This window comes from Entomomonas asaccharolytica (assembly GCF_016653615.1).
GTDB lineage: Bacteria > Pseudomonadota > Gammaproteobacteria > Pseudomonadales > Pseudomonadaceae > Entomomonas > Entomomonas asaccharolytica.
This window is the reverse complement of sequence record NZ_CP067393.1, coordinates 2,100,597-2,119,879: the sequence shown is the minus strand read 5'-3', so window position 1 is coordinate 2,119,879 and position 19,283 is coordinate 2,100,597. Positions and strand designations below refer to the sequence as shown.

The 19,283-nt window shown below is 34.2% G+C and carries 15 protein-coding genes; 12 read left to right on the top strand and 3 right to left on the bottom strand.

The genetic code is table 11. The annotated features are described in order from the left end of the window. The first annotated feature begins 55 nt into the window (after window positions 1-55). From JHT90_RS09815 to JHT90_RS15215, 11 genes are all read left to right on the top strand, one after another. Window positions 56-634, top strand: coding sequence for a hypothetical protein (locus tag JHT90_RS09815; RefSeq protein ID WP_201090601.1), 579 nt, complete (start codon window positions 56-58; stop codon window positions 632-634). Beyond that, window positions 627-2,792: a hypothetical protein gene (locus tag JHT90_RS09810; protein WP_201090600.1), complete on the top strand. Its 2,166-nt coding sequence runs from the start codon at window positions 627-629 to the stop codon at window positions 2,790-2,792. The genes JHT90_RS09815 and JHT90_RS09810 overlap by 8 nt, the downstream gene beginning before the upstream one ends. Next, on the top strand, window positions 2,785-3,237 hold the full coding sequence (locus JHT90_RS09805; protein WP_201090599.1) for a GNAT family N-acetyltransferase: 453 nt from the start codon (window positions 2,785-2,787) through the stop codon (window positions 3,235-3,237). The genes JHT90_RS09810 and JHT90_RS09805 overlap by 8 nt, the downstream gene beginning before the upstream one ends. 3 nt (window positions 3,238-3,240) lie before the next feature. Continuing rightward, window positions 3,241-3,816: a hypothetical protein gene (locus tag JHT90_RS09800; RefSeq protein ID WP_201090598.1), complete on the top strand. Its 576-nt coding sequence runs from the start codon at window positions 3,241-3,243 to the stop codon at window positions 3,814-3,816. Between the two features lies 1 nt (window position 3,817). After that, window positions 3,818-5,851, top strand: coding sequence for a hypothetical protein (locus tag JHT90_RS09795; RefSeq protein WP_201090597.1), 2,034 nt, complete (start codon window positions 3,818-3,820; stop codon window positions 5,849-5,851). Further along, window positions 5,835-9,485: a hypothetical protein gene (locus tag JHT90_RS09790; protein WP_201090596.1), complete on the top strand. Its 3,651-nt coding sequence runs from the start codon at window positions 5,835-5,837 to the stop codon at window positions 9,483-9,485. Before JHT90_RS09795 ends, JHT90_RS09790 begins: the two co-directional genes overlap by 17 nt. A 16-nt stretch (window positions 9,486-9,501) precedes the next feature. Beyond that, window positions 9,502-9,825, top strand: a complete 324-nt coding sequence (locus JHT90_RS09785; protein WP_201090595.1) for a hypothetical protein — start codon at window positions 9,502-9,504, stop codon at window positions 9,823-9,825. Then, complete coding sequence (gene terL / locus JHT90_RS09780) at window positions 9,815-11,428, top strand: phage terminase large subunit (protein WP_201090594.1); 1,614 nt, start codon at window positions 9,815-9,817, stop codon at window positions 11,426-11,428. The genes JHT90_RS09785 and terL overlap by 11 nt, the downstream gene beginning before the upstream one ends. 13 nt (window positions 11,429-11,441) lie before the next feature. Beyond that, window positions 11,442-13,043 carry a hypothetical protein gene (locus JHT90_RS09775; RefSeq protein ID WP_201090593.1) on the top strand — a complete coding sequence of 534 codons (1,602 nt, stop codon included), beginning with the start codon at window positions 11,442-11,444 and terminating at the stop codon, window positions 13,041-13,043. 71 nt (window positions 13,044-13,114) lie between these two features. After that, a complete protein-coding gene (locus JHT90_RS15220; RefSeq protein ID WP_236253902.1) occupies window positions 13,115-13,513 on the top strand; it encodes a sugar 3,4-ketoisomerase in 399 nt (132 codons plus the stop codon). Then, window positions 13,510-13,977: an acyltransferase gene (locus JHT90_RS15215; RefSeq protein WP_236253900.1), complete on the top strand. Its 468-nt coding sequence runs from the start codon at window positions 13,510-13,512 to the stop codon at window positions 13,975-13,977. The genes JHT90_RS15220 and JHT90_RS15215 overlap by 4 nt, the downstream gene beginning before the upstream one ends. Before the next feature lie 47 nt (window positions 13,978-14,024). Here the strand turns inward: JHT90_RS15215 and JHT90_RS09765 are convergent, their stop codons facing one another. The 3 genes from JHT90_RS09765 to JHT90_RS09755 form a co-directional block, all read right to left on the bottom strand. Continuing rightward, the gene (locus tag JHT90_RS09765; RefSeq protein WP_201090592.1) at window positions 14,025-14,990 is read right to left on the bottom strand and encodes a glycosyltransferase family 2 protein; all 966 of its coding nucleotides are present in this window, start codon (window positions 14,988-14,990) and stop codon (window positions 14,025-14,027) included. Between the two features lie 311 nt (window positions 14,991-15,301). Further along, on the bottom strand, window positions 15,302-16,366 hold the full coding sequence (locus tag JHT90_RS09760) for a glycosyltransferase family 2 protein (protein ID WP_201090591.1): 1,065 nt from the start codon (window positions 16,364-16,366) through the stop codon (window positions 15,302-15,304). Next, on the bottom strand, window positions 16,350-17,453 hold the full coding sequence (locus JHT90_RS09755; RefSeq protein ID WP_201090590.1) for a DegT/DnrJ/EryC1/StrS family aminotransferase: 1,104 nt from the start codon (window positions 17,451-17,453) through the stop codon (window positions 16,350-16,352). Before JHT90_RS09755 ends, JHT90_RS09760 begins: the two co-directional genes overlap by 17 nt. A gap of 482 nt (window positions 17,454-17,935) precedes the next feature. Between JHT90_RS09755 and JHT90_RS09750 the strand changes: the two genes are divergently transcribed. Beyond that, window positions 17,936-19,252, top strand: coding sequence for a hypothetical protein (locus tag JHT90_RS09750; RefSeq protein WP_201090589.1), 1,317 nt, complete (start codon window positions 17,936-17,938; stop codon window positions 19,250-19,252). Window positions 19,253-19,283: the final 31 nt, after the last annotated feature.

Here is a 19,283-nt window from a genome sequence, read left to right as displayed (position 1 = left end):
GTGGCAGGGGCTTTTAGCCCTTGCTGCTGGTTGGTTAGAGGAGATGAGGTGAAGTATGTCGACTGCTAATTCTGGGGTTTCTGTTTGTTCTAATGCGTTGTTGATGTTGGGCGCGCAGCCTATTAATGATTTTACTGAGGGTAATGATCGGGCTCGGTTGGCGGCTAATTTGTACCCTGGTGTGCGTGATTCGTTGTTGCGTGAACATCCTTGGAGTTGTGCCATTAAACGGGTGTTGTTGGCGCATGATGTGCAGAAGCCGCCTTTTGGTTATAAGTTTAGTTTTACTTTGCCTGCGGATTATGTGCGTGTGTTGTCGGTGGGTGATGAGGGTGAGTCAATTGATTATTTGATTGAGGAGCGACGGATTTTGGCGAATGTGGCTTCTTTGAAGTTGCGTTATGTTTTTCAGAATACGGATATTTCTACTTATGATTCGCTGTTGGTGAATTTGTTGGAGTTGGCGATGGCGGCAAAGATGGCTTATGCGATTACGCAGTCTACGTCGATGGCGCAGTATCGTTTGCAGGAGTATCAGTTGGCTTTAAGAACAGCTAAGGCGTTGAATGGTTTGGAGTATCCTGCGGATACGTTGGGTAATTCTCCTTTGTTGGAGGAGCGGTTAAATGGCTAAGTTGTCGCTTATTCAAACTAATTTTACGGCGGGTGAGTTGTCGCCTCGTTTGATGGGGCGGGTTGATATTGCACGTTATCAGAATGGCGCGAAGCGTTTGGAAAATGCGCTGGTAGCGGTGCAAGGTGGGGTAATGCGTACATGGGGTACGGAGTATATTCAGGCTACTAAGTACAGTGATAAGAAGGTGCGCTTAATTCCTTATGTATTTAATCGTGAACAAGCTTATATGGTGGAGTTTGGCGATAAGTATATTCGGGTGTTTAAGGATAGTCAGCAAACCGCTGAGTTGGAGTCTCCTTATACTGAGGTGATGTTGCCTGAGATTAATTATGTGCAGGGTGCTGATACGATGTTTTTAGCACATCAGGCTTTGCCTATTTATCGGTTAAGACGTTTGGCCGATGATAGTTGGATTTTAGCAGAAGCGCCTTTTATCGTTAAACCCTTTGATGAGGTGGGGGAGCGGCCTGATATTAAGTTGAAGTTGGAGCCTGAGGTGTTTGCTAATCCTACCGATGAGGATAAGAAGAAGTATACGGCTACGCTGGAGGAGGATTTCTTTTTAGCGGCTGATGTGGGTAGAAATATTATTTGTGGCCCTGGTTTGGCTGAGATTACATCATTTGTTAGTCGTAAAACGGTTAAAGTAAAAGTAAATTCTGCCTTTAATGATTATGAGATTGAAGGTAAACAGTGGCAGTTGGAAGGTAGCCCGCAGACGAAATGCGGTACAACGGTTAAAGAACCTGTTGGAACGGAGATTAATCTTACATTGGATTTGGATGGTTGGCGCGCTGCTGATGTAGGTAAGTATGTGCGGTTAAATAAGGGGCTTTGTTTAATTACTGCGTTTACCAGTACTAAGTCGGTTAAAGCGGAGATTAAAACGGTGCTTTCAGCCACTACTAAAGTACCTGCTAATGCGTGGAGTTTGGAGGCGGTGGTATGGAATGAGGATTATGGTTATCCCGCTGCGGTTACTTTGCATAATCAGCGTTTGTATTGTGGCGGAAGTTATGAGAAACCTCAAACTATTTGGATGAGTAAGATTGCTGAGTATTTGAATTTTGAGTTATCTACGGATGATGATGATGCGGCTACTTTTACTATTTCATCTGATCAGATTAATCCCATTGTGCATTTAACCCAGTTGGATAATCCTGTGGTGCTGAGTTATGGCGGTGAGTTTTCGATGTCTGGCTCGGCTGCTAAAAGTGCTATTACTCCTACCAATGTGCAAATTAAAAATCACTCTACTTATGGCTGTAATAGTGTTAAGCCGGTACGCATTGGTAATCAGTTGTTTTTTATGCAGCGCTCGGGGCGTAAGTTACGCTCCACTGCTTATGACGCCACCAGTGATTCGATGATAGCCACCGATGCTTCTATTTTATCTGAGCATATTACCGAGGGCGGCATTGTGGATATGGCCTATCAGCAAGAGCCTGAATCTGTGTTGTGGTTGGTTCGTGCCGATGGGCAAATCGCTACCTTAACAGTGGATGCAGCACAGGAGGTATTGGCGTGGTCTAGACAGTTTACCGATGGTGAGTATGAATCTATTGCTACTATTCCGAATGGTGTAGCCGACGAGGTGTGGGTGGTTGTTAAGCGGCAAGTAAATGGTGAGTCCGTTCGTTATATTGAGCGTTTTAATACAGATGTGTATAGCCATTGTTGTAAGCAGTTTAGTAGTGAGCAAGGGCAACGCTTATTTGAGGGTTTAGAGCATCTGGAAGGTAAAACGGTGGATGTGGTGGCTGATGGTGCAGTGATGCAACGTCGCCAAGTGGTGAATGGCGCTATCAGTATTGAGCGTACCGCTTATAAAGTGGTAGTGGGTTTACCTTATAAAACCTCAGTGGAAACCTTGGATATTGAAATACAAGGCGGTACAGGAACAGTACAGGGCAGTAATAAACGTGTGGGTGAGGTGGTATTAAGGTTTATGACGACCACAGGCTGTTCGGTTAATGGCGATGTATTGCCTTTCCGTAATTTTGGTGAGGATGTATTAGATAAGCCAGCCCCTATGTTTACAGGTGATTATAAGATTGAATCATTGGGCTGGAATAACAGTATCACCATCGAGCAAGATCAACCGTTGCCATTCTATCTGTTAGCAGTGATTAAAAAGGTAACTGTTAATGATTAAGGTAAGGGAAGCCACATTAGCCGATGTGGAGACCATTGTGGCGCTTGGCAAGCAATTACAACAAAGCTCTGCTTATGCCAATAAAAATTTTAATGATAGTAAGGCTAAATCCGTAGTAGCCATGATGGTTAATAGTGAAACAGATAACGCTTTGGTGGCTGAGGATGAGGGACAAATTATTGGCTATTTTCTTGGCGGCTTAACTTACGAATGGTTTTCTGATGATTTATTAGGGTTTGATTATTCGGTTTATGTAGTACCTGCAAAACGCGATGGTAGAGCAGCTATTAAGTTGTTTAAAGCCTTTGAAGATTGGGCTAAAGCTAAAGGCGTGGTGGCTATCCATGTGGGGATTACTACAAATATTAATAATGAAGGTAATCGCCGTTTTTACCATTTTTTAGGGTATCAAGATGGCGGTAGGTTTTTTGAGAAGAGGTTATAGGTTATGGATCCAGTAACATTAATGCTGATTGGACAAATCGCTGGCTCGGGTATGAGCATGCTAAGTGCTATGGGTGAAAAAAAACAAGCCAAAAAATGGGCTAAATATCAAACCCGACAGGCTCAAGCAGACGCTGCTACTGCATTAGGAGCTTCCCGTGTGGAGGCAGAAAAAATTAGACAAGCCGCTGGAGTAGTACAAGGACAAGCGGTGGCAGCAACGGCTAATTCAGGGGTAGTAGTTGGTGATGGTTCTGCTGGATTAATTGAAAAAACTATCCGACAACGTGCTGAAGAAGATGCGCTGATGGCTATATTTGACGGTCAAGATGCTTTTAGAAGAGGCATAGCACAGGGACAGGCATACAAATTACAAGGTCAAAACGCTTCTCAGCAAGCTAATTCAAAAATATTTGGGTCTTTGATTGGTATGGGTGTGGGTACTGGAGGATTGATCACTAAATGGCTTACAGAAGAAGATGATCCTGATTCTAATTCTAAATCTGGTTCTAAAACTAAGAAAGGTAGTAATGCTGGTACAAACACTAGTAGTACCACAATTACAACAGGAGTGAAATAAAATGCAAATTCCTATTGGTGAGTTTGGTAATCGTGTTGCTCAAATTAGGCAGACTAATATTAGTAATGTTGGTGGTGGTCAAAGTCAAGCAACAGATAATGTTATGGGTGCAGTGAGCGCAGCTTTGACAACTATTGCTACAAATATGCAAGCTAATAATAAGTTGGATGCAGAAAATGAATTATTCCAATATCAGGTTGGACTTGATGATATTAATAATCAAGTAACAGAATTATATAGAACAGGCAAGATTAATTACCAACAAATGCCAGAAGAACGTCAAAAGTTAATTGATAATTTGCCTTCCCCTTCATTTGAAAATTTAGACAAGTTGGAGAAAAAGAGTTTTTTATTACAGAAAGATAAGTTATTACATGCTAATAAACTGAGCATGATAAAGCAATATGGTTTAGCAATGCAGAATACAGCACAGTCTTCAGTAGATGAAAGAGTTGCTAATGTAACTGAGTCTGTACAACAACCTAATGCAAATCTTGAAGATGCTAAAAGCTCTTTATTTAATAGTGAATCCTTCCAGCAAACAGGTGAATTTGGATTTCAAGATGGCTGGCAACCGAAAGTAAATGAAATCTATCGGCGTTTAGAAAGTACTTTTGTACAAAGTCAGATGAAACACGCCAGTGAGGCAGGTAATATTGAGGCATTGCAAAGTATCCGTACTTCTCTAGTAGATGAAGAACAGTTCACTGCATTAACACCTCTAGTAAAAAAACAATTTACCAAACAAGTTGATGCATTAATTGATATTACGACTGGTAAAAATTATGGCAAAACATTAGTTAATAATGTGAATCAGCTTGTAGAAAAGACGGGAGATTTTTCAGCTGTTAGGGTTTTTAATAATCTTTCAGCCATGTATAAACAAGCTCTTGAAAAGGAGGGGCAATCAGCTACTACTATAGATCAGGCCAAAAATATAGCTAGCGTATTAGGCGAATCTTTTGATGAGCAACGTTTTAATAATGATCCCCAATACACTGAACAATTACAACAAAACTATTTTAATAAACTATTAGATAATTATGGCTCACCTTTAATGGCAGCAGCTGCCATCCAAGCTGGCCCTGAGCAGCTTAATAAATGGTTAACAGAGTTTGGTGATCCTGCTAAAGATGAACTGAGTGACACTGATTTTATTGCAAAAATTCCTGACTACTCAATTAAACAAAAGCTAGGTAGGATTAATCAGCAATTGAACAATAGCTCTCCTGATGAGTTAGATATCAGTGCCTCTTTAGCCGCGATTGATAATGATTCTAACCTTAATAATAATCAGAAACGTTATGCAAAAGCTGAATTTAGACAGTATATGGAATCAGTGCAGCAACAGCTTCAAACAGCTTATCGGGAAAACCATCAGTTGGTATGGCGTGATATTTATATTAATAAAATACCGTTAAGTGAAATTGATCCTGCACGTATTACCCAGTTAACAGCATCAGATCAAGTAGTATTGTTAGATACACCTAAAAAGACTTTAGATGTAGTTGTTTATTCAGAAGCTAAAGGTCGATTAAAAGCAGGTGATAATTTTAATGTGTTAAAAGAATATGGTAATAAATTACCTGTTAACCAATTAGATGAGTTATTAAATTTACAGCAAGACTTAACAATTAATCCAGAGAAGCGAAATGCATTATTAACGACTACTTCTATGATTGCAGATAGAAGTAAATTATTGGGTATTACAGATAGCCGTATCCTTAATCAATTAAATGACAATATTACTAGTGAACTTGCTGATTTAGAGACTAATAGGGGGCGTAAGGTAACCCAACAAGAAATGCAGGATATTTCTGATAGGTATATTTTAAAAGCTAAATTGGATCAACAAACTAATTGGTATAAACCGCAACAGCAGATAATAAATGAAAACGCTGTAATCAAGATTGAGCAAATTCCTGTAAATGTTAAGCAAAAAATTAGCAAAGTGCTTGAGCAAAATGATTTGGAAGTAACTGATGAAAATATTATCCAAGCTTATGGTAGGTTGAACAATGACGACACAAACTAATGGTAACTCTTCTCAAAATAAAAAAGAGTTTGAGCAAGAAAAAAATAATATTTTAGTTTTACCTGAAGAACGTTTTGATGAAGAATTCTTTTCTAATCGTCAAACACCTGACTTGATGAAAGATTTTTTGGAGATTGAAAAAAAACAGCAACAGACTAACAAAGTGGATTTATTAAGAGATGAAGAATATATTAAAAACTTTAATCTTAGTAACTCAATCAGTTCGCAAATTTTAAGAGAAGAATCTGCTACTGTTCTAGACCAATGGTATGTAAGCGGAGAAAGTATTCCAGCTATTGAACCTATCCTAGCCAAAGCAAGAGAAAAAAATAAAAAACCATCTGAGTTAATCAGGGAAGACGCTAATTTTGCCAAGATGATAAATATAGCTAACATATTTGAGTTAATTCCTGAGGCTGATAGATTCTCAAAAAATAATGATCTTCAACAAAGCTTTATAGGTATTGATGACAGCGGTGTGGAGGGTAACTTAGCTATCTCTATTGGCAATTTTGATAATAAAATAATTGATACAAAAGGCAATAAAAATTTAGAAGAAACTAAACAGCAAGCTAACTTAACATTAAGTCTAGTGAATCAGAATAACATTAATTCAGATTATTTGCAGATTGCAGAAGATAATAATATTCCTCCGTCAATAATCATGACAGAAAATACTGATTTAATGAAAGTATTAGATCAATTTAAAAATACACAACTAGACACTAATTTAGATACACCCATTACATTTCACTATATGGGAAATGCTAGCTTTGCTGCCAATTATAAAGATCATGTCAAAGAAATTCAGGATATTGAGACTAATATAAAACAAAGTGATCCACTTTATTGGTATGGAGGTTTAGCATTTGAAAATGAACAAGATAGGCTAAATAGCATTCATTCAGAAAATAAATTAGATGACTTAAAGTATGGCATTATCAAACCTGCAGTCGCTCTAGTATCTGCAGCCAATTGGCTACTAAAACATTCTCCGTTAGATATAGAGCTGGGGGGGTCTCGTTTAAGTGGATATGCGGATCGTTCTTTAGTCGATTGGTCTAATATGGTAGAAAATATGCCTCGTAGTGTAAAAAAAATGGCAAGAATGGAAGAAATAGTTGCTGATAAAGATGGCGGAGTTCTACCAGCTATTGGATATCTATTTGAAAATTATGATTTGGTGGTTGATATTTTTTTACAAGAGGGGCCATCTATGTATCTTGGTAGTAAAGGCACTGCATCCATTAAATATGGCGGTGGATTGGCAACTAAGTTAAAAACGGTTGGAGGAGCAGCATTAGGTACATATTTTAGTAATAGTACTAAGGATATAGCCGATGCTTACGCTAAAACAAATGATGTTGAAAGCGCTGTATCAATGGGGCAGAAAAAAACATTAAAGACATCAGCTATATCTGGTTTAGTTCCTATGCTGCCAAAGCTTAATACAAGTAGTGCGATGGCTAATCATTTGGTAAATAGCAATGTTAGTGGAGCTTTTACCTATGTTGCAGGTAATTTTGTTAACGGGGAAGATATTAGTTGGGATGGAATTATTACTGCCTTGATTTTAAATAATGCTAGTGCAGTGTCTACTGATTTAGCGTTTAATAAAGCGGCTTGGCAAAGTCTAGGTAGAGATATTAAGAGTCGATCATGGCAGGCTATGGGATCCACACCATTTGTTCAAAATTATAGAAAAGAAGCCAGTCAATTTATTAATATGGTATATCAGAATTTAGGCTTAAGTGAATATGTTTATATTTCTGTTCAGTCTTACGTAAAGCAGCTTACTCTGAAGGGTAAAGATCCATATAAGTTAACGGAGTCTATCACAGGTGATAAAAAGTATGTTGATAATGCATTAATTACTGGTGGATATATTAAGCTTACTAAGGGGGATTATATTACTCGTGTCATACCTCTTATAGGAGCAAAGGCGCTTGAAAAAGATATAAAGACTTCTCCAAATGGTATGACTTATAATGAAAGTATATCTGCTTTACAGCATGCAGAAAAATACTTGAAAATAAATCAAGATGAAAATGAATTAAATCTAAAATCCTATAACAAATATCTTAAGGATTTTAAAAAGCAGGGAATGAATCAACATGCAGCAGAAAATAATGCATTTGCAACATTTTCTGTGGATCAAACTTTATCTAAAGCATTTGGACTCAAGCCAAATGGAATTGCTTTAGATTATAGTATTAGAATCAAAGAAAACTCTTCAAAACCAATTAAAGATTCTAGTAATGGACGAACTAATAAGCATTTTGTTGAGATTGATAAAAGAAAAAAATCAATCACTTTTAATTTAGATAGCGAAATTACTTATGACACTTATTTAAAAGATACTTCCAAACTTTATATAAATGGTTTAGTAGATGCAACAAAAACAGTCAGATCAGACTCTGTGCTGTTAAAAGAAATATCTGCATTAAGAAATTATTTAAAAACAAATGACATAACAGATTTAACAGTCAGGCAGCAAAAAGAATTAGTAGGAGAGTTAAAAAACTATTTAAATACAGGTAAGTTGTCCGATTCTAATATGAAACCAGTATTTGATCGTTATAAGCAGTGGGCAGGTGAGTTTTACCAAACTACACGTCAGCTTAAGCCTAATTTTGATACAGAGGTAGAGCAAAAGCTTGGACTTTTAAGTTTCATGGATACTGCTGTTGATATATTAAATGCTCCTTATGTCAGACTTTTTACTGATGCGCAGCAAGCAGGTATGAGTAAAGAGGAGTTTATGGTTTACGAAAATCATCAAAATAAGATAAAACAAACCACTAAAGACAAAATATTTCATCAACAGTTTGCTCAATTAACGCAAAAAAAGATACAACAGTGGTCTGATCGAAAAAAGGAAGTTAAGCAAAAAGTAACAATAGAAGAAGAAAAAAATACTATATACAAGGTAAGGGATTTTTTAACGAAAGGAATCTTAAAAGATGGATCAAAAGGAAAAATAGTCAAATTAGATGAAGCTGAATTGGTCAAATTATATGGTGAGGACATTCTTAAACAATTACCTAATTTAACACAAAAAAATGGTGTTAGCTTAAAACATGTTACTGATCTTTGGGATTTTAAATCACATGAAGATTTACTCATAGGGCTCATTTATTCCAAAGATAAAAAAGCTAATATTGAAGCTAAAACTAATGCAATAATGCAACGTGATCATGATAAGTTAGTTAATCATTTAGATACTATAAAAACTTTACGAAAATCTTTAGAAAATGAAGATAGATCAAAAGCTTTAGAGTTAGAAGAAAAAATATTATTAAAAAAGAGTCTAGCAAAAGATAACCAACCTTTTGCAGGGTATATGTTAGATGAGCATATATCGTCTGATGGTGCATTACGAGCAAAGGCAAAAGACTTTTTAAAAGGTCAAATAATTCAAGAGCAAAATTTAGACATTTTCCTTAGCGTTATGCAGAGAGAAAGTCAAAAGGCTGCAAAAGCACTAAAAGAGGGAAAACTGGAGCAAGCATTACAGGCGAAAAGAACAGAACGGTTTAATCACATTCTATATTTATATTCATTAGATATGATTGAAAATGAAAGCAGAATGAAGAAAACAATAGATATTCTCAATAACTCTCTTGCATTGTAATTATAAAAAATTAATTATGAATATTAAACAACTAAAAAAACTCCAATCTTTACGCAATAAATTATTTGAAGCGATGGTATTTGATACTAATCCAGAAAACTGGGTGGCTTATGCTAAGCCTGCTAAGGAGCTTTCCAAGCAAGAAAAAGATGAAGCAGCTTGGTGTCGAAGGCAGGCTGCTAGTTCTATTGCGTTATGGGAAAAAATAGATAAGTTAATTGTGCAACATAGTGAACCCAAATCAACTATAAATATTGAAAATACACAGCTTGATTTATTGGCTGTGGAAGAAGAAGCTAAAACATTATTGGTACAAATAGGGGCTAATAATGACAGCTAAAAAAGTTTCTTTGCTCGCTTTTTTTTTGATTTGGGCAAAACGTCAAAATTGGCAAGTTCCTTTAGTCCATGTAAAGGTTTGCCACTGGCTTGAACATGCAGGCGAAATAGCCGTACTGCGATGTTTTCGTGGTTTTGGGAAAAGTACTATTTTGGCAGTTTATAATGCTTGGCGATTTTATCAAAACCCAGAGTATCGTATTTTGCATCAATCAGAAACGGATGGCACAGCTTATAAAACCAGTCGCGATACTCAGTATATATTGCGTAATCATCCGCTTACTAAAGATTTATTACCGCTGCAAGGGAGTATTGGGCAGTGGTGGGTAGCGAATTCTACCGATAATCGCAATGCTAGTTTATACGCTAAGGGGATTTTATCGAATGTTACCTCAGCACGTGCTGATGAGTGCCAGAATGATGATGTGGAGGTGCCTAATAATACCCAAACCCCTGAAGCACGTGAAAAGATGCGGGAAAGGTTAGATGAGCAAACCCATATTCTTGTACCAGGTGGGCGTAAATTATTTATTGGTACACCCCATACCTTTGATAGTTTATATGAGCGATTTGCTGAAAAGGGTGCTGATTGTTTAACGATTCGTATGTTTGAACAAGAGTATCGTATTGGCACTACTACTAAAAAGCGCTATCAATTACCTTTTAGGCCGCAATATGTATTTTATGGTATTGGCTATGGTGCTAGGTTATTAGTTGAAAATAAAGATTATCAAATTCAGGGTAATACTTTAGTTTTTAATAAACCACCTAAGGTATTAATTGATTGTTATGCAGGTATGGCATGGCCTGAACGTTTTACTATTGACGAGTTAGAAAAACGCCGTCGTGAAACAGAAACAGTGAATAAGTGGGATTCACAATATCAGCTGCATGCTAAGCCGATTACTGATACACGTTTAGATCCTGCAAAATTAAAATCTTATACACATCTACCACAATTACGTAAGGCCAATAATACGGTGACATTATGGTTGGGTGACACGCAAATTGTGGGTGCTATCGCTTACTGGGATTGTGCGCTAGGTAAAGTGAAGTCAGATGCCTCTGCATTAAGTTTAATACTCACAGATGCTCAAGGGCAACTGTATTGGCAATTAGCAGAACCGATGACGGGTGATTTGGCAGAATTTGACAACGAAGGCAATATCATTGGTGGGCAGGTTAAACAAGTTTACGAACGAGTGGTGCAATATAACATCCCCTGTGTGGTAGTTGAAACCAATGGGGCGGGTGGTTTTGTGCCTCCTATTCTACGCAAGGCACTACAAGGAACTGGCTGTGCAGTAAGGGAGCAGCATGTATCGAGTAATAAACAAAAACGTATCTTAGATGCACTAGAACCGCCTTTATTATCAGGCTTTTTATGGGCACATGAATCGGTCTTAAATAGCCCTGCTATTGAACAAATGCGAACCTTTAATCCTGAATTATCTCATCAAAAAGATGATTATTTAGATAGCCTTGCGGGCGCTATTTTACAAACACCTGTGCGTATTGCACGAATAGTCGGGAAATCAACCGAACAAAAATCAGATGATTGGAGACCAAGTAATACAACTTATGACATAAAGGTCAACTACTGATAGAGATAAAATTATGACAGTAACAACATCCCTTAACTACAAAGAATATCAAGCCGACGGAATGGTTAATAAATTTGCTATTCCCTTTTTATTATTAGCTCGCAGTGATCTGTATGTTTATGTTAATAATCAGCTTGTTACCTCTGGCTATACAGTAACAGGATTAGGTAACCCTATCAGCGAAATTATTTTTGAAGAGGCTCCACAAGGCCTTTTATTATTACAACGCTCTATTACTCTAATTAGAGAGACAGATTATCAAGAAAATGGTGATTTATTAGCAAAAACAGTCAACCAAGATTTTGACCGAATTTACTTAGCTATGCAAGGCTTTGCCCAAGATACAAGCAAAGCCTTACGAGTTACAGATGCAGAGGGTGTATCAGCACTACCACTAGCGGATGAACGCGCCAATAAAACCCTATCCTTTGACTCCACAGGACAACCCATTTTAACTACTACAGCAACAGGTTCAGCAGCAGAGTTAGCACAAAGATTAGTTGACGCCAGTAGTGAGAATAAAGGCAGTGGATTAATCGGTTACAACAAAACATTAAATTATCCAACCAGAACTATTGGTAACGCACTTAATACATTAACTAATCGCTTTGATAATTTTGAAGGCAATGGCGTTCCACTATTTTCAGTATTTTGGTGGCCATCCCGAGCAAATATTCCAGCAGGCTATGTGGTAGCAGATGGACAAGAGCTTTCCCAAGCTGTTTTTCCAGATGCGGCTGCTGCAATACAACAAGCAAAAGTGCCCACTGTTCAAGAGCTAGAATGGCAAATGGACCCTCTAAAAAGAGGCAGTTATGTAGCTAATTCAAGCCAAGGAAAGTTCAGAGTACCTGACTATAATGGTAAATATGCTGATAGCTTAGGGGCGTTGTTTCTTAGAGGAGATAATGGAGTAGTCGGTAATGGAATGATTCAACAAGATGCTTTACAGAATATAACAGGTTCATTATCAAGTATTTTATTTAGAAAAGATTATGAAAAAGATGCAGAGGGAGCCTTATACTTTGAAGCGAGTACTAATGGAGGTATAAGTGCTAATGCAGGAGGCACTTCTAGTTCTATTAAAATAGATGCAAGTCGAGTAGTAAGAACAGCAGGTGAAACACGTCCTATTAATGTTTCAGGCTGTTGGATTATAAAGTTGTTTGGCTATGTCATTAATACAGCTGAAGCGGATTTACAACAGATAATTACTGAAAATGCTAACCTAGCAGCCCGTTTAAGCGTATTGGAAAGTTATCAACAGGCTAAAAAGTTTACTATTATTTATCCTAATGATGGAACAGAGGATAATCCAGCAAATATAATGGTTAATAAACGTTATGTTATGGATAATCCTTTTAAAGGTTATCCCATTATTTGTCTTGCAGAATTGTTAGTTAATGGAGTTTGGGGTGCAGCTGGGCATGTTAATATTGCCGCAAGTGGTACAGCATATGGAGTTGGCTGTTGGCCTTATGGTGATGACAAAATTGTTACTCAAACTGCTGGAGGGGGTATTATTATTGCATCAGCTAATTCAGGTAATCCACATGGAATTACTACCTCATTACAAACAGCTCCATGTCGTGTAAAAGTCTGGAGAGTTATTTAAAAATATCATAGTTCCCTTAAGATGTTATATAATTCATTTAAGACAATTATGAAGCTTTTTAAGGGGTATTTGTGAACTATAAAATCATTGATTTTGATATAAAAGGGGATGACAGGGGATCTTTGATAGCGTTAGAGGCTAATAAGGATATTCCTTTTGCTATTGAGCGTGTTTATTATGTTTTTGAAACAGATAAAAATGCAATAAGAGGAAAACATGCCCATAAAAATCTAGAACAGATTATTATTTGTACATCAGGTGCTTGTGATTTTATATTAGATGACGGCCAAAGAAGAGAAACGATAAGGCTAGATAAACCTAATAAGGGACTATATATTGCTAACGATATATGGCGTGAATTTACTAACTTTAGTTCTAATTGTGTAGTAATGGTACTGGCTAGCCATAAATATGATGAAACTGATTACATTAAAGATTATCAACATTTTTTAAGTGAAGTAAGAAAATGACAGTTTTTATCCATCCATTATCAGATGTTCAAAGTTCTAATATTGGTGAAAATACCAAAATTTGGCAGTTCTGTGTTATTTTAATGAACGCAGTTATTGGAGAAAATTGTAATATTTGCTCTCATGTTTTTATCGAAAACCATGTAAAGATAGGTAGTAATGTTACAATAAAATGTGGTGTACAAGTTTGGGATGGCATTGTTATAGAGGATGATGTATTTGTTGGTCCTAATGTTACCTTGTGTAATGATAAATATCCAAAATCTAGAAATAATAATTGGCAATTAGCAGGTATATTGATTAAAAAAGGAGCTTCTATTGGAGCGAATTCCACCATTTTACCTGGTATTATTATCGGAGAAAACGCCATTGTGGGTGCTGGTAGTGTAGTAACAAAAAATGTCGAAGCCAATACAATAGTTACTGGTAATCCTGCAAAACTAATGAGATCTGCTGCTAATTAGTTGAAATCTAAGTTATATAAACACTTAAATAAAATAAATTATATATACTACTTATTATATAAAGTTTTGAATAGCCGTCGAAAGAATTTAAGTTTAGTTTTAATGGTTAATTTCCAAAAAATCCCTTGTTTAAAAACTTCAGTTGTAGCTAGTTTTATAGTTTTTTTCCACTCTTGTTTATTGTAGATTTCCTTTTTGTTTTTTAAATAATACTTAATAATATCAGATAGATTTTTAAATAATTCTCGATCTATATTGGAATGGATACTACTGTCAATTTCCTTAAAGAGATCATGCATAATAATACAATTATGTAGCAGTAGGTGTCTATTTGGATTGATTCTTTTTGATGTAGAGTTATTGTTAAATTTATAATAATAAATACCTTCATTCCGAACAACAACTTTTGCATTAAAAAAGTTTAATCTAGTAATGACCTCATCATTATTTAAAAAATTTATATCTTCTTTGTTATATTTCTTATAAAGTTGATAACTTTTGATAAAAATCTTTTTTTTACATACCACTAAGCCATGAACTTTCCATTCTCCCAAAGAGTTAATTAAACATTCAAATCCATTGTACAGTAGTCTACCTTGATCAAAAAAATTAAATTTATGATAAGTTCCTGCAGAATCTTGATTGTATAGTTGAAACATTGAAATATCAGCATTATATTGGCATATAGACATTATAGCTTTATCTAATGCATCACTGGATAATTCATCATCACAATCTAATAGACAAATATACTCTCCCTTTGCTATTACAATTCCTTTTTCCCTAGCAGCGGCCGCACCTTTGTTTGACTGTTGTAATATCTTATAAGAAAAATTAATTTGATTTTTTAGTAGTTTGGTTAATTTTTCTACAGTATTGTCTGTAGAACCATCATCAATAAAAATTACTTCAAAATTTTTATATATTTGGTTTTTCAATGCGTTTAAACAACTCTCTAAATTGTTTGCTTCATTGAACATAGGTACAATGATACTACAAAAAATATTTTTCATTATCCATTGATCTTAAACTTATCTGTCTACAAACTAATAGACAGTTTTAATTAATTTTATCTAGTTTACTTCAAAATTTCATAGAAAATAAATAGTTTAAACTACAATGTTGATCTATAATAATAAACTTCAATATATCATAGTAGCAACTGTATAGTTTAATAAATATACTAATAAAGAAGAACTATTTTTAATATATTGAATGATTTATTGGATAGTTTCTTTTAGCTTTATAAAGCTTTACTGATAAAAACTCTATTATACTAGTAGTAAATTACTATTCCTTCTAGTTTTATTGCAATAATCTAAAATTAATTATATTGAGAATAGTGTATTTTTTTATTATTTGGTTTTTTATTTTTTTTTCTCGAATATGAAAACTTAATAAAACCAAATAGTGTTACTTGGCTCTTAGTAGAGTCTATTTTTTGCTTATTAAAAATGACTTTTTGAAAAAAAATTTCTCTGCTTTTTATAATTGAAGTCCTAATTTTATCTTGAATCTCTTCATCATTTAATAAGGAGGCAGCTCTTTTATTGAAAGCAAAGACTGGCAGATATTCTTCAAATTTGCATTTACTAATAGCATATTTCATCCAATCAATTAATATAGGAGGATTAGGTCTATCTGGCCAATATCTTTCCAAGTATTCAGTAACTATTTTTATTTGTCTAGCAGAATTTTTGTGAATATTATTACTATGCATTCTATAAAATACATTATTTTCTTTAATAATTTTGAAGTCTAGATCAGTATTATTGAGCATGAAGTTAAAAACTTTAGTTCTTAATACTATATCATCACCTGTCATATCCTCATCAAAGCCACCAATTGTATCAATAATGTTTTTTCTAAAAATAGATCCTTGTATATAAAATGACCCAAATTTAGAATATTCTAGTTCTAATAGATCTCTTATTGAGGGATTATTTTCGATATGAAGTGAAAGTTCTAGACGATCATCTTCTATCATTCCTTGATCATCAATATATATCGCTTTTGAGGACGCAATAAAGGCTAGCTTAGGATTAGCAATCATTTCGTTAACTTCTAATAGAACAACTTTTGAGTTAAATACATCATCTAAGGCAATAAAGGTGATAAATTCACCTGATGCAACTTTTAAAGCATTATTAAAGTTTTTCCCTATATTTCCAGTGTTTTTTTGATCAATAATTTCCAATTTGTATGGCAAACTTTTTTTTAATTGATTAAGTATTTCAATACTATTATCTTGTGAGCCATCATCTACAACAATGACCTCAATATTTTTATAATCTATGTTAGAAATAGATTTTAGATTTTCTTGTAAAAATTTTGCATGATTATATCCAAGGCAACAAATAGATAATAAATTGTTATGATTCGAACTCATTGACTTTCTCTATGATTTTTTGGGATTCTTGAACTGTTAATATGGGACTAATTGGTAAAGATAACACTTCCTGATGAATTTGTTCTGTTATAGGTAATGATAGATTATTCCATTGTTTATAACATATTTGTTTGTGTGGAGGAATTGGATAGTGAATGAGAGTTTCTATATCATTTTGAAACAAATAGTTTTTTAGAGCTTCTCGATTGCTACAGCGAATAACAAACAAATGCCAAACGTGAGATGTAGGGTCAGCTATTTTCGGTAAAATAATATTCGGATTGTTGATTTGTGTTATATATTTTTGAGCAATATCTCGTCTAGACTGAATATCTTTATCTAGATATTGTAGTTTAACAGTTAAGATAGCCGCTTGTATTTCATCCAATCTACTATTTGTTCCTTGATAAGTATTTTTATACTTCTCAATAGAACCATAATTTCTTAGAGCAGTTATTGTATTAGCCAACTCTTCATTATTAGTGGTTACTGCTCCTGCATCACCTAACGCACCTAAATTTTTACCAGGATAAAAACTAAAGGCAGAAGCATCTCCCCAATTTCCTGCCTTACGGCCATTAATATGAGCACCATGAGCTTGAGCACTATCTTCTAAAACAAGTAGATTATGTTGTTGAGCAAAATTACATATTTCTTGCATGGGTGCGAGTTGGCCATAAAGATGTACGGCCAATATTGCTTTTGTTTTATGGGTGATAGCTAATTTGACATTTTCTATATCTAAATTATAAGTGAATATATTTGGTTCCACCAAAATAGGAGTGAAATTATTTTCTGTTATCGCTAGAATAGAAGCAATATAGGTATTAGCAGGAACAATAATTTCGTCATCATCTTTTAATATACCTAATTCTTTCCAAGCTCTTAATGTTAAAATTAATGCATCTAAACCGTTTGCTACACCTATAGCATATTTTGTTCCACAATATGTTGCAAATTTCTGCTCAAAAGCGTTTAGTTCTTTACCTAAGAGATACCAACCTGAGTCAATTACACGAGAGCAAGCATCTACTAATTCTTTTTGGTATTGCTGATTTATTTTTTTTAAATCAAGAAAGTTTATCATTTTGGATCACTTTGCAAACTGAATACATTAAATTTTTTATGATACTATGTGGTGATATAAATTTTAACCTAATAATTATACAGTATTAGTTTTGGGAAGATAGTTGTATTTCTATTTTCTTCAATTAAAAAATAATTCTAATGTCTAATACAACCGTTCTTACTATATAAATTAATTTAGCAACACCATCAGCAGATCCTATTTTATCAAGAATAGTTTTTTAAGTACTTATAAGCGCCATTAGTTTCTGCAGATATTTTGTCAAATTTTTGCACAACTAATATGGTTACTAAATAAATAGTTGATACCAATTATATTTAATCTTGAAAAGTGATTTTTTGGTCACGAAAAGGCATGTTCCAATATATAAAAATATACTATGTTATTGATATTATTTAAATATATGTTTTTTTTGATTTAAGGTTGATTTTGTAAAAAATTTGTGTTGTGTTTTATTATTTACCTGAAATTGGGCTAATCAGATGTATTCAAAAATAAATCTACCAAAACTATTAACTTTTTATATACCAAATAAATTTTGGAGAAAAAGTGCTAGAGAGACCCTTAAAAAGAAATTAAAATATATTGATTATATAAAGCAAAATAAAAGATATGCAAAAGGGTTAATTAGTTTAAAGCAGGTAGCAAAAAATGAAAAAATAAGAGTCTTATTTTGCGTAATATATGATGCAGTTTTTCCAGCAAAACCCCTGTTAGAAAAGATGATTAACGATGACTTATTTACTCCTGTTCTTATTATTATTCCAGATATGACACAAGGTCAGGAAAATATGTTGAAACACCTAAATAAAGCATACGAAACGTATAAGGATAAATATCAAGATATAACAGTACTAAAAGGTTATAATGAAGAAAAAGAAGAATATCTTGATGTGGCCAATAAGTTTCATTTGGTATGCACAGCAAATCCTTATGATAATATTACACATGAGTTTTTCACTAGTCGCTATTTTAAAGATAAGCAAATATTATCTTTCTTTGTGAATTATGCTTATCAGGGAAGAACTAAACATGAACATGCGCTTTTCAATTTGGAGTCAGTAAATAATTTTTGGATGATATTTGTAGAAAATAATCAAGTCCAAAATATAATGCAGGAAATAATGCCTAATAAAGCAATTAATTCGCAGGTGGTTGGATACTGTAAAATGGATCCTATATATAAAATAGAAAAGTGTGAGGAGAAAAAGATAAAGATTATTATAGCTCCTCATCATACTGTTGGTTCAGAAATAGAAGGTTTGAAATTATCTAATTTTTTATTATATGCAGATTTTTTTTTAGAACTACCTAAAAAGTACCCCTTGATTGATTTTATTTTTAGACCTCATCCTCTTCTGTTTATTACATTAGGCCAAGATAATTTCTGGGGAAAGGAGAAAGTAAGTAATTATTTGAGTAAGCTATTAGCAAATAAAAATATTATTTATAGTACAGAAGGTGATTATTTTGATATCTTTGTCAACTCTTCTGCATTAATTCATGATTGTGGTTCATTTTTAGCAGAATATTTCTATACAGATAATCCTCAATGCTATTTATTAAGAGATGATTCAGCTATAGACAAAGAGTTTTTGGCTTTTGGAAAGGAAATGCTAAAACATACTTATCATGCTTATAATGAAAATCAATTAATTAATTTTATAGATAATGTTGTAATTGCTAAGAAAGATCTGATGAAGCAACAACGTTTAGATTTTGCGTATACACATATTAAGCATAACTATCCTAATGCTACTCAAACAATTATTGATTTCTTAAAACAAAAACTTATTTGAGATTTTGAATAAATGTGCGGACTCTTATTTA

Bases quoted from the DNA above. Each gene is read 5' to 3' on its own strand.
- JHT90_RS09750 (WP_201090589.1), top strand. From the start codon at position 17,936: ATGTATTCAAAAATAAATCTACCAAAACTATTAACTTTTTATATACCA.
- JHT90_RS09800 (WP_201090598.1), top strand. From the start codon at position 3,241: ATGGATCCAGTAACATTAATGCTGATTGGACAAATCGCTGGCTCGGGT.
- JHT90_RS09805 (WP_201090599.1), top strand. From the start codon at position 2,785: ATGATTAAGGTAAGGGAAGCCACATTAGCCGATGTGGAGACCATTGTG.
- JHT90_RS15215 (WP_236253900.1), top strand. From the start codon at position 13,510: ATGACAGTTTTTATCCATCCATTATCAGATGTTCAAAGTTCTAATATT.
- JHT90_RS09795 (WP_201090597.1), top strand. From the start codon at position 3,818: ATGCAAATTCCTATTGGTGAGTTTGGTAATCGTGTTGCTCAAATTAGG.
- JHT90_RS09815 (WP_201090601.1), top strand. From the start codon at position 56: ATGTCGACTGCTAATTCTGGGGTTTCTGTTTGTTCTAATGCGTTGTTG.
- JHT90_RS09760 (WP_201090591.1), bottom strand. From the start codon at position 16,366: ATGAGTTCGAATCATAACAATTTATTATCTATTTGTTGCCTTGGATAT.
- JHT90_RS09790 (WP_201090596.1), top strand. From the start codon at position 5,835: ATGACGACACAAACTAATGGTAACTCTTCTCAAAATAAAAAAGAGTTT.
- JHT90_RS09755 (WP_201090590.1), bottom strand. From the start codon at position 17,453: ATGATAAACTTTCTTGATTTAAAAAAAATAAATCAGCAATACCAAAAA.
- JHT90_RS09765 (WP_201090592.1), bottom strand. From the start codon at position 14,990: ATGAAAAATATTTTTTGTAGTATCATTGTACCTATGTTCAATGAAGCA.
- JHT90_RS09775 (WP_201090593.1), top strand. From the start codon at position 11,442: ATGACAGTAACAACATCCCTTAACTACAAAGAATATCAAGCCGACGGA.
- terL (WP_201090594.1), top strand. From the start codon at position 9,815: ATGACAGCTAAAAAAGTTTCTTTGCTCGCTTTTTTTTTGATTTGGGCA.
- JHT90_RS09810 (WP_201090600.1), top strand. From the start codon at position 627: ATGGCTAAGTTGTCGCTTATTCAAACTAATTTTACGGCGGGTGAGTTG.
- JHT90_RS09785 (WP_201090595.1), top strand. From the start codon at position 9,502: ATGAATATTAAACAACTAAAAAAACTCCAATCTTTACGCAATAAATTA.